Consider the following 15,595-nt stretch of genomic DNA (forward strand, 5'->3'; position numbering starts at 1 on the left):
TCCTAGCGCAGCCGTCGGGGGGATCAACCCAAAGCGGCCGCAAACCCTGCTTTTGCGGGCCTTCTCGCCCGTCCGGGGGCGGAAGGCCGCCTTCCGTCGACGGCAGCGGTGCCCTACCCTGGCCCGGCCCCTTTCGGAGACCCCCTGTGTTCAGACCGCTTGCCCTCGCCCTCGGCCTGCTGATCGCCGCCCCGGCCCTGGCCGAAGAGCCCGCAGCGGTACGGCCGATCGTCATCGGCGAGTCCCTTACCCTGAGCTCGACGGTGCTGGGCCAGGTGCGGCACATCAATGTGCATCTGCCGGCCGGCTATGAGGCGCATCCGGAGCGGCGCTATCCGGTGCTCTATCTGATGGACGGCGGCGAGCAGGAGGACTTCCCGCACATCGCCGGCCTCGCCCAGCTGGGCGAGCTGTCCTGGACCTGGCGCGAGATGATCGTGGTCGGCATCGAAGGGATCGACCGCCGCCACGACCTGACCCCGCCCACGACCGACCCCAAGGAAAAGGCCGACTTTCCGACCCACGGCGGTTCGGCCGCCTATCGCCGCTTCCTGGCCGAGGAGTTGAAGCCCTGGGTCGCGGCCCGCTACCGGACCAGCGGCGAGGATGCGATCATCGGCGAGAGCCTGGCCGGCCTGTTCGTGGTCGAGACCTTCCTCAAGCAGCCGGCCCTGTTCGACGCCTATATCGCCGCCAGTCCCAGCCTGTGGTGGAGCGACCAGGCCCTGGCCCGGGGCGCGGCCGCAGACCTGGCCCGCTGGCCGGCCGAGGACCGCAAGCTCTACCTGACCATCGGCGACGAGGGGAGCACGATGCAGGCGGGTGTCGACAAGGTCGTGGCGGCGCTGAAGGCCGCACCGCCTGCGGGCCTGGCCTGGACCTATGACCCGATGCCCCAGGAGCACCACAGCACCATCTACCACCCGGCGGCCCTGAAGGCGTTCCGCGTGGTCTGGCCGGGGCCGCGCAAGGACCAGTAGGACCTGGCTGTGGGCCGCCCAGCGAAGGATAGAGCGCGTCGATCGACAGCTGGAACCGGCCTGATCAAAGGTCGGCTATGGGTGGTTAGGCGTCCTTCCCGGACCTATGGACGAGCGCCCTCGGAAGAGGATAGGAATCTTGCTCTAGGAGCGGCCGATAGGGTTGCTCAGGGAGCTGACCAATGACCCGTTGGGGTTTCGTCCAGCGCCTCGTCCTGAATGACCGCCGCAGCTTCGCTGGTGCGCTGATGTGGTCAGTTGTCGCCGTCATGACGGCTATTACGTTCAGGTTCGCTCTTGACCCGTGGCTTGAGGGGTCCCCGTTTCTTGCGTTCTTTCCGGCGGTCCTCGTTGCTTCGCTGGTTTTGGGCTGGCGTTGGGGCCTGGCGGTCATCCTGGCATCTGCGGTAGCGGCGAATTTCTTGTTCGTCGAGCCCCGCTTTCAGTGGTCATTACACACGGCTGATACTGTCGGAACTCTGGCTTTCCTCACAAGCGCGTCCATCATTCTGGCCACCGCTTCTTCGCTTAGAGCCTCGGTCAAGGAGGTTGAGGTCAAGGCCAAGCGGGAAGCCGCCCTCAACATCGAACTTCAGCACCGTGTGAAGAACAACTTGGCGGTGGTCCAGGGCCTTGCTCGCCAGACGGCCAAATCAGTGACTGATCCCGATGAGTTTTATGAGGCTTTCATGGGACGGCTGATGGCGCTTGCTGAGGCTCACAACGTGCTTTCATCGGGGAACTGGGAAGAGTGCCGCCTGCCCGAGTTGCCACAGGCTGCGCTCAGCCCATTTCAGCAGCTTGAAGCCATCGCGCTCGCCGGCCCAACGTGTGCCATTCCCCCGGCGTCCTGTGTGCCCCTCGTTCTTGCCCTCCATGAGCTCGGCACCAATGCTCTCAAATATGGTGCACTTTCGGTGTCATCGGGCCGTGTGTCGCTCACCTGGGCGGTCGCGGCTGGCAGCGTGGTGCTGCGGTGGGAAGAGACAGGCGGTCCCCCAGTCGTAAAGCCAACGCGCAGAGGTCTAGGTTCCCGCCTCCTGACGAAGCAGTCGGGTTTGGACGCCGTCAGCCTCGACTATCGCCCCGTTGGTGTGGTCTGCGAAACAAGGATCAACGGCGCCCGGTTGATGTGACCTCGGAGCGATGTCCGCAACGGGTCGGGGGCGGTGATGCCCCCTCAGAAGATGCAGCGACCGGTGATGAAGCACGCGTTGAACAGCAGATCCCTGATGACCGGCCAGAAGCAGACGGCGGCGGTCACAAGGGCCGTCGTTGGTCGCAGGGGCCTGCGCCTCGCCAGAGAGACGCCCCAGATCAACAGCCAGAACAAGGCGACCAGGCTTCCGATCACAAACCCTTGCCGGGCGGACAGCCGGACCAGATAGCTGGCCTTGGTTATGTCCACCGCAAGGCTCACCAGAGCGATGATCACCGCGGCGCGCGTTGACGCGTCCAGCCTCTGCAGAAGCGACAGCATCAATCCTGGCCCTCGCGGGGGTGTCCCGGGAACGCCTGCAGCCGCCCCGGTGCCCATCAGAAACCCAGCCAGGCCAGCAGCACCAGTAGCCCCCAGACCCCGCAAAGCATGGCGGCGGTCCACCCTCCAACTGCCAGCAGGGCGCTGCGGCGGCCGGGGCCTCTCGCCACCAGCCATCCTGCGGCCGATCCGAAGGTCAGGGCCAGGAACAGGGCCAGACCCGTCCGAGCCACGCCCACCGCCGCCGGGGGCGGGTCGCGGTCGATCCGGTCTTCACTGTCCAGCGCCGGAGGCTGGCCACCGCGAAGCTCTGCGATCATCGCCCTAGCCGCCTCGGCCTCGCCGGCCGGTACCCACAGCGGAAACCCGCCCATGGCCGTGCTCATCATGACATTGGCCGAGCCCCAGTGCTCGTTCTGCACGAGCACCGCATAGCCCTCGGCACGCAGGCACGAGGCAGCGATCTGGGCCTCGATCAGGTCGGCGAAACAGGCGATTTGCGTCAGGCTCATTCGGCACCCCCCGCAACAACCTGCACGGGAAGCCGCCCCAACGCAAAAGGGGCCGCGTGCGCGACCCCTTCGACGTTCGATCGTGCGTGGACCCTAGAGTTCCAGCAGCATGCGCTGCGGATCTTCCAGGGCTTCCTTGACCTTCACCAGGAAGGTCACCGCGCCCTGGCCGTCGACCACGCGGTGGTCGTAGCTGAGGGCCAGGTACATCATCGGGCGGATCTCGATCTTGCCGTTCACGACCATGGCCCGCTCCTTGATCGCGTGCATGCCGAGGATGCCCGACTGCGGCGCGTTGAGGATCGGGGTCGACATCAGCGAGCCGTAGATGCCGCCGTTGGTGATCGTGAAGGTGCCGCCCTGCATGTCCTCGATGGCCAGCTGACCGTCGCGGGCCTTCTTGCCAAGGGCGCCGATGGCCTTTTCGATCTCGGCCAGGTTCAGGGCGTCGGCGTCACGGACGACCGGCACCACCAGGCCCTTGTCGGTGCCGACGGCGACGCCGATGTCATAGTGGTTCTTGTAGACGATGTCGGTGCCGTCGATCTCGGCATTGACGTCCGGAACCGACTTCAGGGCCGCCACGACGGCCTTGGTGAAGAAGGACATGAAGCCCAGCTTCACGCCGTGCTTCTTCTCGAAGATGTCCTTGTACTGGTTGCGCAGGGCCATCACGGCGCTCATGTCGACCTCGTTGAAGGTCGTCAGCATGGCGGCGGTGTTCTGGGCTTCCTTCAGGCGGCGGGCGATCGTCTGGCGCAGGCGCGTCATCTTCACGCGCTCTTCGCGCTCGTGCAGCGGACGCGGGGCCGACAGCGTCGCGACCGGGGCCGGGGCGGCGGCGCGGGCTTCCAGGGCGGCCAGGGCGTCGCCCTTGGTCACCCGGCCGTCCTTGCCGGTGCCGGCGACCTTGGACAGGTCCAGATTGTTTTCAGCGGCGATGCGGGCCGGGGCCGGGCTGACCGGAGCGGCCGCGGCGGGCGCGGCGGCGACGGGGGCCGGAGCGGCGGCCGGTGCCGGTGCAGGAGCCGCAGCCTTGGGGGCCGGAGCCGCCGCCGGAGCTGCCGCCGCCGAAGCGCCTTCGCTGACCACGCCCAGGATCGTGCCCGGAACCACGGTCGCGCCTTCTTCGGCCCCGATGGCGCTCAGCACGCCGTCGGCCGGCGAGGCCACTTCCAGGCTGACCTTGTCGGTTTCGAGCTCGATGAGGATCTCGTCCTTCTTCACCGCCTCGCCGACCTTCTTGGTCCAGCGAGCCACCGTCGCTTCGGTGACGGATTCGCCGAGGGCGGGGGTCATGATGTCGGCCATGGGGGTTCCGATGTCTCTCGTTTTTGCCGGTCGGTGTGGAGGCGGCTCCGCCCTGCAGGCGGAGCCGGTCAATGGTCTTTAGGCGAAGGTCTCGTCGAGGAAGGCCTGCAGTTCCTTCATGTGGCGGCTCATCAGACCCGCCGCGGTCGAGGCACTGGCCGGTCGTCCGATATAGCGCGCCCGCTTGGCCTTGATGTCCAGCTTGGCGAGGGTGAGCTCGATCCACGGATCCACGAAGGTCCAGCCGCCCATGTTCTTGGGTTCTTCCTGAACCCAGACCAGTTCGGCGTTCTTGAAGCGCGCCAGGATGCCCATCAGCGACTTCAGCGGCCAGGGATAGAACTGCTCCAGACGCAGCAGATAGATGTCGTCGCGGCCGCTCTTGGCCCGGGCGTCGACGAGGTCGAAATAGACCTTGCCCGAGCAGATGACGACGCGCTTGATCTCGGCGTCCGGCTTCAGGGTGACACCGCCGACGTCGCAGCCGGCCTCGGCCCCGTCGACCATCACGCGGTGGAACGACGACCCCTCGGCCAGATCGGCCATGTTCGACACGGCCCGCTTGTGACGCAGCAGGCTCTTGGGGGTCATGATCACCAGCGGCTTGCGGAACTCGCGGTGCATCTGGCGGCGCAGGGCGTGGAAATAGTTGGCCGGGGTGGTGCAGTTCAGCACCTGCATGTTGTCCTCGGCGCACGACTGCAGGAAGCGTTCGAGGCGGGCCGAGCTGTGCTCGGGGCCCTGGCCCTCATAGCCGTGCGGCAGCAGCATCACGAGCCCGCTCATCCGCAGCCACTTGCGCTCGCCCGAGCTGATGAACTGGTCGATCACCACCTGGGCGCCGTTCACGAAGTCGCCGAACTGGCCTTCCCACAGGGTCAAGGTGTTCGGATCGGCCAGCGAGAAGCCGTATTCGAAGCCCAGCACCGCCTCTTCCGACAGGGCCGAGTCGATCACTTCATAGTGGGCCTGGCCGGGGCGGATGTTGTTCAGCGGCGTGTAGTGCTCTTCGGTCGTCTGGTCGATGACGTCGGAATGGCGCTGGGTGAAGGTGCCGCGCACCGAGTCCTGGCCCGACAGGCGGACCGGGAAGCCCTCGTCGAGCAGGGTGGCGAAGGCCAGGTGCTCGGCGGTGCCCCAGTCGAGGCCCTCGCCCTTTTCGATGGCTTCGCGGCGGTTCTCGATGACGCGCTTGACGGTCTTGTGGGCGTCGATGCGCTCGGGGATCGTCGTGATCTGGCGGCCCAGCTCCAGCAGACGGGTGCCCGGGAAGGCGGTCGAGCCACGGCGCTCTTCGTCCGCCGGCGCGGCCAGGCCGGCCCACTTGCCGTCCAGCCAGTCGGCCTTGTTGGCCTTGTAGGTCTTGCCGGCGTCGAATTCCTTGTCGAGGAAGGTCTCGAACTCGGTGATCCAGCTATCGACATCGGCCTGGCTGATGACGCCTTCGGCGATCAGGCGATTGCCGTACAGTTCGCGGGTCGAGGGGTGCCCCTTGATCTTGGCGTACATCAGAGGCGAGGTCATCGTCGGGTCGTCGCCCTCGTTGTGACCGAACCGGCGATAGCAGAACATGTCGACCACGACGTCCTTGCCGAACATCTGGCGATATTCGGTGGCGACCTTGGCCGCATAGACGACGGCTTCGGGATCGTCGCCGTTGACGTGGAAGATCGGGGCCTCGACCATCAGCGCCACATCCGACGGATAGGGCGAGCTGCGCGAATAGCGCGGGCTGGTGGTGAAGCCGATCTGGTTGTTGACGATGAAGTGGATGGTGCCGCCCGTGCGGTAGCCCTTCAGGCCCGACAGGGTGAAGCACTCGGCCACCACGCCCTGGCCGGCAAAGGCGGCGTCGCCGTGCAGCAGCAGGGGCAGCACGTGGCCACGGCCGGCGTCCGGCTGTTCGCGCAGGGTGAAGGCCTGCTTGGCGCGGGCCTTGCCGATCACCACCGGATTGACGATTTCGAGGTGCGACGGGTTGGCGGTCAGAGACAGGTGGACCTTGTTGTCGTCGAACTCACGGTCCGACGATGCGCCCATATGATACTTGACGTCGCCCGAACCCTCGACGTCCGAGGGCAGGCTGGTGCCGCCCTGGAACTCGTGGAAAATCACGTGGTAGGGCTTGCCCATCACGGCGGCCAGAACGTTCAGGCGGCCGCGGTGGGGCATGCCCAGCACGATGTCCTTCACGCCCAGCGACCCGCCGCGCTTGATGATCTGCTCCAGCGCCGGGACCATGGCCTCGCCACCGTCGATGCCGAAGCGCTTGGTGCCGGGGAAACGCTTGTGCAGGAAGCGCTCGAAGCCTTCGGTCTCGATCAGCTTCTTGAAGATGGCGACCTTGCCCTCTTTCGAGAACACGATCTCCTTGTCGCGGCCCTCGATGCGCTCCTGCAGCCAGGCCTTCTCGGCCGGGTCGGAGATGTGCATGTACTGCACGCCGACATTGCCGCCATAGGTGCGGCGCAGGATCGACAGGATCTCGCGGATCGTCGAGGTCTCCATGCCCAGCACGAAGTCGAGGAAGATCGGACGGTCATAGTCGGCTTCCGAGAAGCCGTAGGTGGCCGGATCCAGCTCGGGGGCGGCCTTCGGCGGCTCAAGGCCCAGCGGGTCGAGATTGGCGGCCAGGTGACCGCGCATCCGGTAGGCCCGGATCATCATGATGGCGCGCAGGCTGTCGAGGGTCGCGGCCCGGACGGCTTCGGCTGACGAGCCGGGAGCCTTGCCCTCGATGGCCTTGGTCATCTTGGCTTCGACGGCCGGGGCGACCGAAGGCCACTGGCCGTCGATGGCCGAAAGCCAGTCGGGACGGGCCGTCGGCACCACGCGGGGCGTCCAGGCCGGATCCTGGGCGGCGCGCTTGACCTGGTCAGCCTGTTCCTGAAGCGTCGCGAAGAAGGCGTTCCACGAGGGCTCGACCGATGCCGGGTCTGCAGCCCAGCGGGCATACAGGTCCTCCACGAACGCCGCATTGGCGCCGTAGAGGAAGGAGGTCTCGGTCAAGACCTGGTTGATGATGCCTGCGTCGTCCGCCATCGTTCTTCGCCTTGGATCCGTGGTCTACAGGACCGGTAACTCCAGGCCCGTAAATATAGTCTCTCAATCACCCGGGCGCCCGTCGAATACGGGGCCCAGGTGATTTTTTCGGATCGTCGACTGGCGGTCGCAAAAAACCTGGGCCCCGCTGGACGGGGTTTCGGTGTCGTCTTTAGCCCTTGAGGACCTCAAGCAGGGTCTCGCCCAGCCTGGCCGGCGAGGGCGAGACGCGGATGCCGGCCTCTTCCATCGCCGCGATCTTGTCCTCTGCACCGCCCTTGCCGCCCGACACGATCGCGCCGGCGTGGCCCATGTGACGGCCCGGAGGCGCCGTGCGGCCGGCGATGAAGCCGACCATGGGCTTCTTGCGGCCGCGACGGGCTTCGTCCTTCAGGAACTGGGCGGCTTCTTCTTCGGCCGCGCCGCCGATCTCGCCGATCATGACGATCGACTTGGTGGCTTCGTCCGCGAGGAAGAGTTCAAGGATGTCGATGAACTCGGTGCCCTTGACCGGGTCGCCGCCGATGCCGACGGCCGTGGTCTGGCCCAGGCCCGCATTGGTGGTCTGGAACACGGCTTCGTAGGTCAGGGTGCCCGAACGCGACACGACGCCGACCGAACCGGCCGAGAAGATGCCGCCCGGCATGATGCCGATCTTGCACTGGTTGGGCGTCAGGACGCCGGGGCAGTTCGGACCGATCAGGCGCGACTTGGAGCCCTGCAGGGCCTTCTTCACCTTGACCATGTCCAGCACCGGAATGCCTTCGGTGATGCAGATGATCAGGCCGATCTCGGCATCAATGGCTTCGAGGATCGAGTCGGCCGCGAAGGGCGGCGGCACATAGATCACCGAGGCGTCGGCGCCGGTGGCTTCCTTGGCTTCGCCGACCGTGTCGAACACGGGCAGGCCGATGTGCGTCTGGCCGCCCTTGCCGGGGGTGACGCCGCCGACCATCTTGGTGCCGTAGGCGATGGCCTGTTCGGAGTGGAAGGTGCCCTGGGCACCGGTGATGCCCTGGCAGATGACCTTGGTTTCAGAACCGATGAGGATCGACATTTAGCGAGCACCCTTCACGGCCGCGACGATCTTCTCGGCGCCGTCAGACAGGTCGTTGGCGGCGATGACGTTCAGGCCGCTTTCCGAGATGATTTTCTTGCCGAGTTCGACGTTGGTGCCTTCCAGGCGCACCACCAGCGGAACCTGCAGGCCGACTTCCTTCACGGCGGCGATGACGCCTTCCGCGATGATGTCGCAGCGCATGATGCCGCCGAAGATGTTGACCAGGATGCCCTTCACGGCCGGATCGGCGGTGATGATCTTGAAGGCCGCGGTGACCTTCTCCTTCGAAGCGCCACCGCCGACATCGAGGAAGTTGGCCGGCTCGGCGCCGTACAGCTTGATGATGTCCATGGTGGCCATGGCCAGGCCCGCGCCGTTGACCATGCAGCCGATTTCGCCGTCGAGGGCGATATAGGCCAGGTCATACTTGGAGGCTTCGATTTCCTTGGGGTCTTCTTCGCTCTCGTCGCGCAGGGCCTTGATGTCCGGGTGACGGAACAGGCTGTTGCCGTCGAACGACAGCTTGGCGTCGAGCACGCGCAGGTGATCATCCGCCGTCACGATCAGCGGGTTGATCTCCAGCATGGCCATGTCCTTGGCCATGAACGCGGTGAAGAGCTGGGTCAGCAGCGTGGCGGCTTCCTTGGCCAGGCCGCCGGTCAGGCCGAGGGCCTTGGCCAGGGCGCGCTGGTGGGTCGGCCACACGCCCGTCGCCGGGTCGATGGTGAAGGTGTGGATCTTCTCGGGCGTCGAGTGGGCGACGTCCTCGATGTCCATGCCGCCTTCGGTCGAAGCCACGACCGAGACCTTGCTCGAAGCGCGGTCAACCAGCAGCGACAGGTAGAATTCCTTGGCGATCGCCGCGCCCTCTTCGATGTAGAGGCGGTTGACCTGCTTGCCCTTGGGGCCGGTCTGGTGCGTCACCAGCACGCGGCCGAGCATCTCTTCGGCCGAAGCCTTGACGTCGGCGACGGACTTGACGACGCGAACGCCGCCCTTGGCGTCGGGGCCGAGGCCCTCGAACTTGCCCTTGCCGCGCCCGCCGGCGTGGATCTGGCTTTTCACGACGAACACCGGTCCGCCCAGCTTTTCAGCGGCGGCGACGGCTTCGTCAGGCGTGAAGGCGGCGAAGCCGCGCGGCACGGGGGCGCCGAACTCTGCGAGTACGGCTTTGGCTTGATGTTCGTGGATGTTCATGAGGGCCCGGTCTCGGCGACGGCTTTTCTGAAATGTGGCCGGTTTATAGGAGTGTGATTTCGCAGGCGCAACCGCACGCAGGCGATAAGGTGAAGCCGGGCGCCCTAAACTTGCCTGCGGGGCCTTGCGCGGCGCGGGTTTGGGCAGCTGAAGCTCCGGAAACCCTTGACGTTACGGAATTGTTACCGGTAACGGCGATGGCGGTGCGCATAGCTTTGTCCACCGGTGTCATATGACAACGTTTACCTCGTCCGGAAATTGATTCGATTCCGACTCACTCGCCTGAGAGTAGTTCACTCCCTCAGCCGGTCGAGACCGAGGCCGTGGCCCGCCGCTCCAGCTTGCCCCAGCCCACGCGGCCGCCACGAACCGCCATCACGACCGACTTGACCACCACATAGTACATCAGCTGCCGGTAGCCGAAGCGCTGCACCGGCAGCAGCGGGAGGTCCGCCCACGGGGCCCGGCGCTCCAGCGCCATGCCCAGGGCACCGGCCGAAAGATCGACCAGGATGAAGGCGGCCCAGTAGAGCAGACCCTGGATCATGTCGTCCGGACGCCATTCAACCGGATGGGCCACGGCCCCGTAGAGACCCGACACCAGGCTCCAGACGACGGCGAGGTCAACGAGGGGGGCCACCACCGCCAACAGGATCTGGAACAGCCAGATCTGCGGCAGGGCGACGAAACCCAGGACCGGCGACTTGCGATCAAACAGCGCCGCGCGATGCTTCCAGACGCACTGCAGCGTGCCGAACGACCAGCGGAAGCGCTGCTTCAGCAGGCCGCCGACCGTATCGGGGGCTTCGGTATAGGCCCGGGCCTCGGGATCGAAGGCCACGGTCCAGCCGGCCCGCTGGCAGGCGATGGTCAGGTCCTGGTCCTCGGCCAGGGTGTCGACGGGATAGCCGCCGAGCGCGTCCAGCACCGACTTGCGCCAGGCACCGACCGCGCCGGGCACCACCGTCACCGCGCCGAGGGCCGCCAGGGCCCGCCGCTCGAGGTTCTGGGCCGTGACATATTCCAGCGCCTGCCAGCGGGTGACCATGTTGAGCCGGTTGCCGACGATGGCATTGCCGGCCACGGCACCCACCTTGGGATCCTGGAACCAGCGCACCAGCCGGCCGATGGTCTCGGGCGGAAACAGGGTATCGGCGTCGAGGGCGACGACGAAGGTGCCACGGGCCACGGCCAGACCACGATTGACCGCCCGCGCCTTGCCGCCGTTTTCGAAGGTCAGCAGGGTGACGCGGGGATCGTCGGCGAAGGCGGCCTTCACGGCCGCGGATGTGCCGTCGGACGAACCGTCATCGAGGACCAGCACCTCGAGCGCGGTCCAGTCGGACTCCAGGATCCGCGCCACCGAGGCGGCGATGACCCGCTCCTCGTTGAAACAGGGGATCAGCACCGAAACCAGCGGCCCGTCCTGCGGATCGAGATCCGGCGGAGTCACCGCCGTCCAGCGATGCACCAGGGCCAGGCCGGCCAGGAAGACCAGCCGCGCCGCGCCCAGGAAGATCGCCGCCAGGAACAGCACCGTCATGCCGGCCTGCATCCAGCGGAAGAAGTCGAAGCCCAGCCGGTCGAGGGCCAGGTCCAGTCCGCCGCGCGTGGTCGGGGGCATGACCTGGGCCGGGCTGAGCCCCGCCAGTTCGCCGACCGTCACCAGCCGGTAGCCCCGGGCCCGCAGGGTGTCGATCAGACCCGGAAGGGCCGCCACCGTCCGGCTGCGGTCACCGCCGGCATCATGCAGCAGCACCACCTGGCCCGGATTGCCGTTCGGGTGATCCAGCCGCTCCAGAGTGCGGTCGATGATCTGTTGCGGGCTGGGCTTCTGCCAGTCGTCGGGGTCGATGCGCAGGCCCACGGTCATGTAGCCCAGGGTCTGGGCGATCACGAGCGGGGCGACCTCGTTCGGGGTCGAGGGCTCGGCATCGCCGAAGAACGGCGGCCGGAACAGCCGCATCGACCGGCCGGTGATGACCTCGAACAGCCGCTGGGTGGCGTTCAGTTCCACCTGCACCTGGGCCAGCGGCGTCTCGCCGATATTGGGATGCGTCCAGGTATGGCCGCCGACGTCGTGGCCTTCCGCGACCTCGCGGGCGATCAGGTCCGGCCGCTTCTGCATGTTCTGGCCGATGGCGAAGAAGGTCGCCGGCGCATGCTTGGCCTTCAGGATGTCGAGGATCTTCGGCGTCCAGCGGCCGTCGGGGCCGTCATCGAAGGTCAGGGCCACCAGGCCCGGCTTCTGGCCGTAGCGGTCGATCACGTAGCCGCTCGGCAGAACGTCATAGGTTTCGTCGTCGATCAGGCCGGTATCGTTGTCGAAGGCCAGGCTGCGCTTGCCGGGCGTCGGCAGGGCCGAGACATGCAGCACCTCGCCGCCGCCGTTGAAATCGACCCCCTGCCCGATCGCGAGCGACTTCAGACCTCCGGCATCGGCACGCCCCCAGGGCTGGCCGAGCAGTGACCACACCCCCGGATCCTCCATGCCCATCCGCCAGAGGCCGTAGCCGCGCGGCTTCCAGGGGTCGGAGACCTTGAGCTGGTTGAACAGGGTGACGGCGTCGAGGAACCAGACCTCATGCCGGTCGCCGTTATCGTCGACATAGCCGTAGGTCGGGTTGAGCGCCGTGTCGTCCAGGCGGATCGGCGACCCGGCGTCCTGGGCGTTGCGCAGGGCTTCATGGAAGGTTGCCGAGGCTCCGGAGGCCGGACGGCCGTCGGCCTTCAGCGTCCAGTCATAGCCGTAGGCCCCCAAAGCGAGGATCGTGCGGGCCGGATCCAGACTGGCGAACCGGCGGCCAAGCTCGGCCTCGTACCAGTCCTGACCGGCATTGGGCCCGGGATCACCCTGGGCGTAGTGCTGGTCATAGGCCATCAGGACCAGGGTGTCGGACGCCTGTTGCAGCCGCTTCAGCGGCCAGCCCTCGTCGTCGAAGGGGGCCGTGACCCAGACCTCGCGGCCCCGGGCCTTCAGGGCGGTGCGGGCCTCGGCGACGAAGCCCGGATAGGCCGCCAGACCCTTGGGTGACATCGCCTCCAGGTCGAGGATGTAGCCGCCATAGCCGTGCTGCTCGGCCTGTTCGACGAGGTGGTGGACCAGGGTCGCCCGCGCGGCCGGGCTGGCCAGCAGGGCATCCGCCGCCGGGCCGTTGAACGCGCCGTTGGCCGCGTTGTGGACCAGGGGCAGGACGGCCGGATGGTTGGCGGCCGCAGCAATGCGGGCCACGCCCTGCGGATCGTCGGTCACCGCGATCTCGCCGGCGCTGCCCTGCAGGGCGATCCACTGCGGCGAGACCACGTCCAGCCGCTCGATGTTGCGACGCAGGCTTTCGCGGGAGTCTTCGTCCCAGGCGACATAGAAGCCCACGGTCAGCGGCCGCTCGGCCTTGCCGCCCTGCGCCGGCCCGGGTCGGGGTACGCGCCGCCAGGTCCGGATCTGCCGGCCGTGCCGGCGCGGGGTTTCCTGGTGCAGAGAGGTCAGGACGTGCGGGTCGCGCAGCGGTGCGTCCGGCAGGTGCGGCGCAAAGGCCAGGGTGGCCAGGAAGCCCGCCACCACCGCCGCGATCACCGACAGCACGACCCCCAGGCCCAGCCTCGCCTGTCGGTCCCGCCGCCCCGAAGGATCATGGAAGATGTGGCGATCGGGGCTGGTCATGGGGCGCGCTCGGGTTGCGCCCCGGACTTGATCCCCGATCTGGGCCTAAGCGTGACCCTTTTGCGCCGCTGAAATGATCAGGCGCCCCTCATGACGGACCGGGTCTCAGTCGACCCAGTCACGCTGCAGCCGGCGCGAGGCCAGGATCAGCAGGCCGGCGCTCACGACATAGAAGCCGAGCCCGATATAGATCGCGTGGCGCATCGACTCGGCCCCGTAGCGCGGGGCCAGCAGGTCGGAGACATAGCCGAAGAACCACAGGCCCACGGCCAGACCCAGCAGGTTGTTGATCAGCAGGAACAGGGCCGAGGTCGTGGTCCGCATCGAGGCCGGGGCCAGGTGCTGGACGGCCGCGACCACCGGACCCAGCCAGGCCAGGTTCAGCCCCGTCGGGATCAGGAACAGCAGGAAGGCCAGCACCATCGAGTTGAGGTTCATGGCCAACAGGAAACACGGCAGGGCGATCAGGAAACAGATGGCCGGGGCCAGGGCATAGGCGGCCTTGTTCTTCGCGCCGAACCGGTCGGCCAGCACGCCGCCCAGCCAGATCCCGGCCACGCCGCCGATCAGCGACAGGGCGCTGTAGAACATCGCCCGCTCGGGCAGGGTCAGGCCGAAGCTGCGCTGGAAGAAGGTCGGCAGCCAGAAGGCCACGCCATAGCCGCAGATCGACGAGCAGGCCGCCCCGAAGGACAGCAGCCAGAAGCTGGGCTTGGGCAGGATGGTGGACAGCACGGTTCCGAAGGCCGGGGCCTTGGGGGCGACCAGGGGGGCAACCTCGCCCGGTTCCCGGTCCATGCCGCCCCGCTCGGGGTCCTTGACCACCCATTTGAACACCGGAGCCAGCAGCACCCCGGCCAGGCCGACGATGATGAAGGCAAAGCGCCAGTCGACATAGGCCGCGATCAGCCCACCGAACAGCACGCCCAGGGCCGTCCCCAGCGGGATGCCGAACGAATAGACCGCCAGGGCCCGGGCCCGCTGGTCCTTGGGGAAATAGTCGGCGATCAGCGAATAGGCCGGAGCCACGCCACCGGCCTCGCCGACGCCCACCCCCATGCGCGACAGGAACAGGCTCCAGAACCCGCCGGCAAAGCCGCAGGCCACGGTGAAGCCGCTCCAGACCGTCAGGGCGACGGTCATGATCCAGGTGCGGCTGACCCGGTCGGCCAGCCAGGCCAGCGGCACGCCCAGGGTGGTGTAGAGCGCGGCAAAGGCGACCCCGCCCATCAGGCCGATCTGGGTGTCGGTCAGGTGCAGGTCGGCCTTGATCGACCCGGCCAGGATGCCGAGGATCTGCCGGTCGAGGAAGTTGAAGGTATAGGCGAGGATCAGCATCGCCAGGACGACATAGCGGTAGCCCGCGCGGGTGGGCTTGATCGGGCTCTGGCTCATGGTCGTCCCCGGATGTTCAGGCTGCAGACAAAGAAATGGCGTCGACGTTTTGCAGAACGCCGACGCCAGTTTTACCTAGATCAGAATGCGAGTTCGAGGCTGGCCGAGACCGTGCGCGGCGGGCCGTAGAAGCCGATGACCGAGTTGTTGTAGGTGGCCACACCGAAGTTGTAGCCGCCAGTACGATAGCGCTCGTCGGTCAGGTTCTTGCCGGTCAGGGCCAGCTTGTAGTGGCCGCCCGGGGCCGTCCAGATCGCCGTCAGGTCGACCAGGGTGAAGGCCTTCTGGTCGAGCAGCGGCAGCGGCTGTTCAAACTGCTGGTAGCTGTCGCGATAGCTGACCATCGGGGTGACCGCCAGGGTGCCGCCGGCCACGTCGCCCACCCAGGTCAGGCTGACATTGCCGGTCCATTCGGGGGTGTTCTGGAAACCGTAGAGATCGGCCACATTGACCACCTGGCCGGTGGTCAGGGTCTGCGACGGATTCAGCGGGTTGGGCGCACCGGCCGGCACGAAGCGGCTGAAGGTATCGTACTCGGCGTGGATATAGCCGAGGGCGACATTGGCCGACAGGCTGGAGGTCAGGCGGGCCTTGGCCTCGAACTCGACGCCGTACAGGGTCGAGGACCCGGCATTGTCGATCGAGCTGGCAATGCCGCTGGGCACCACCACCTGGGTAGAGACCTGCTGGTCCTTGTACTTCGACAGGAAGGCGGCCGAAGCGAACGAGATGCGGCGGTCGAGCATGTAGCCCTTCAGGCCCACCTCATAGGCGTCGACCACTTCGGGCTTGTAGCCGTTGACGGTCTGCGGCGTGATCGCGGCGTCGCCGCGCATGTCCCAGCCGCCGGACTTGAAGCCCTTGGAGTAGGAGACATAGGTGCTCAGGTCGTCGGTCAGCTCATACGAGGCCGACAGGCGCGGGGTGAACTGCGAGAAGGTCTTTTCGGCGCTGTAG

11 protein-coding genes are annotated in these 15,595 nt (G+C 67.0%); 2 read left to right on the forward strand and 9 right to left on the reverse strand.

Annotated features, from left to right (window positions below; translation table 11 throughout):
* The first annotated feature begins 146 nt into the window (after positions 1 to 146).
* Positions 147 to 980, forward strand: coding sequence for an alpha/beta hydrolase (locus DBR10_RS04900; protein WP_108556181.1), 834 nt, complete (start codon positions 147 to 149; stop codon positions 978 to 980).
* A 182-nt stretch (positions 981 to 1,162) separates the two neighbouring features.
* The gene (locus tag DBR10_RS04905) at positions 1,163 to 2,116 is read left to right on the forward strand and encodes a sensor histidine kinase (RefSeq protein WP_108556182.1); all 954 of its coding nucleotides are present in this window, start codon (positions 1,163 to 1,165) and stop codon (positions 2,114 to 2,116) included.
* Positions 2,117 to 2,160: 44 nt separating this feature from the next.
* Here the strand turns inward: DBR10_RS04905 and DBR10_RS04910 are convergent, their stop codons facing one another.
* The 9 genes from DBR10_RS04910 to DBR10_RS19705 all read right to left on the reverse strand — a co-directional run.
* On the reverse strand, positions 2,161 to 2,460 hold the full coding sequence (locus DBR10_RS04910; protein WP_108505280.1) for a hypothetical protein: 300 nt from the start codon (positions 2,458 to 2,460) through the stop codon (positions 2,161 to 2,163).
* A 56-nt stretch (positions 2,461 to 2,516) separates the two neighbouring features.
* Positions 2,517 to 2,972 carry a hypothetical protein gene (locus DBR10_RS04915; protein ID WP_108505279.1) on the reverse strand — a complete coding sequence of 152 codons (456 nt, stop codon included), beginning with the start codon at positions 2,970 to 2,972 and terminating at the stop codon, positions 2,517 to 2,519.
* A gap of 93 nt (positions 2,973 to 3,065) precedes the next feature.
* Positions 3,066 to 4,283 (reverse strand): 2-oxoglutarate dehydrogenase complex dihydrolipoyllysine-residue succinyltransferase, encoded by a 1,218-nt coding sequence (gene odhB / locus DBR10_RS04920; protein WP_108505278.1) that lies wholly within the window; start codon positions 4,281 to 4,283, stop codon positions 3,066 to 3,068.
* A gap of 78 nt (positions 4,284 to 4,361) precedes the next feature.
* Positions 4,362 to 7,325 carry a 2-oxoglutarate dehydrogenase E1 component gene (locus DBR10_RS04925; RefSeq protein WP_108556183.1) on the reverse strand — a complete coding sequence of 988 codons (2,964 nt, stop codon included), beginning with the start codon at positions 7,323 to 7,325 and terminating at the stop codon, positions 4,362 to 4,364.
* A 172-nt stretch (positions 7,326 to 7,497) separates the two neighbouring features.
* On the reverse strand, positions 7,498 to 8,382 hold the full coding sequence (gene sucD, locus DBR10_RS04930; RefSeq protein WP_108505276.1) for a succinate--CoA ligase subunit alpha: 885 nt from the start codon (positions 8,380 to 8,382) through the stop codon (positions 7,498 to 7,500).
* On the reverse strand, positions 8,383 to 9,582 hold the full coding sequence (sucC, locus tag DBR10_RS04935) for an ADP-forming succinate--CoA ligase subunit beta (protein ID WP_108556184.1): 1,200 nt from the start codon (positions 9,580 to 9,582) through the stop codon (positions 8,383 to 8,385). It abuts the gene before it with no gap.
* Between the two features lie 301 nt (positions 9,583 to 9,883).
* On the reverse strand, positions 9,884 to 13,243 hold the full coding sequence (locus DBR10_RS04940; protein ID WP_108505275.1) for a glycosyltransferase: 3,360 nt from the start codon (positions 13,241 to 13,243) through the stop codon (positions 9,884 to 9,886).
* Positions 13,244 to 13,348: 105 nt separating this feature from the next.
* Positions 13,349 to 14,638: a spinster family MFS transporter gene (locus DBR10_RS04945; protein ID WP_108505274.1), complete on the reverse strand. Its 1,290-nt coding sequence runs from the start codon at positions 14,636 to 14,638 to the stop codon at positions 13,349 to 13,351.
* 80 nt (positions 14,639 to 14,718) lie between these two features.
* The coding region (locus DBR10_RS19705) for a TonB-dependent receptor (protein WP_233243276.1) at positions 14,719 to 15,595 on the reverse strand (877 nt) is incomplete at its 5' end.

The organism is Caulobacter sp. HMWF025 (assembly GCF_003060965.1).
Classification (GTDB): domain Bacteria; phylum Pseudomonadota; class Alphaproteobacteria; order Caulobacterales; family Caulobacteraceae; genus Caulobacter.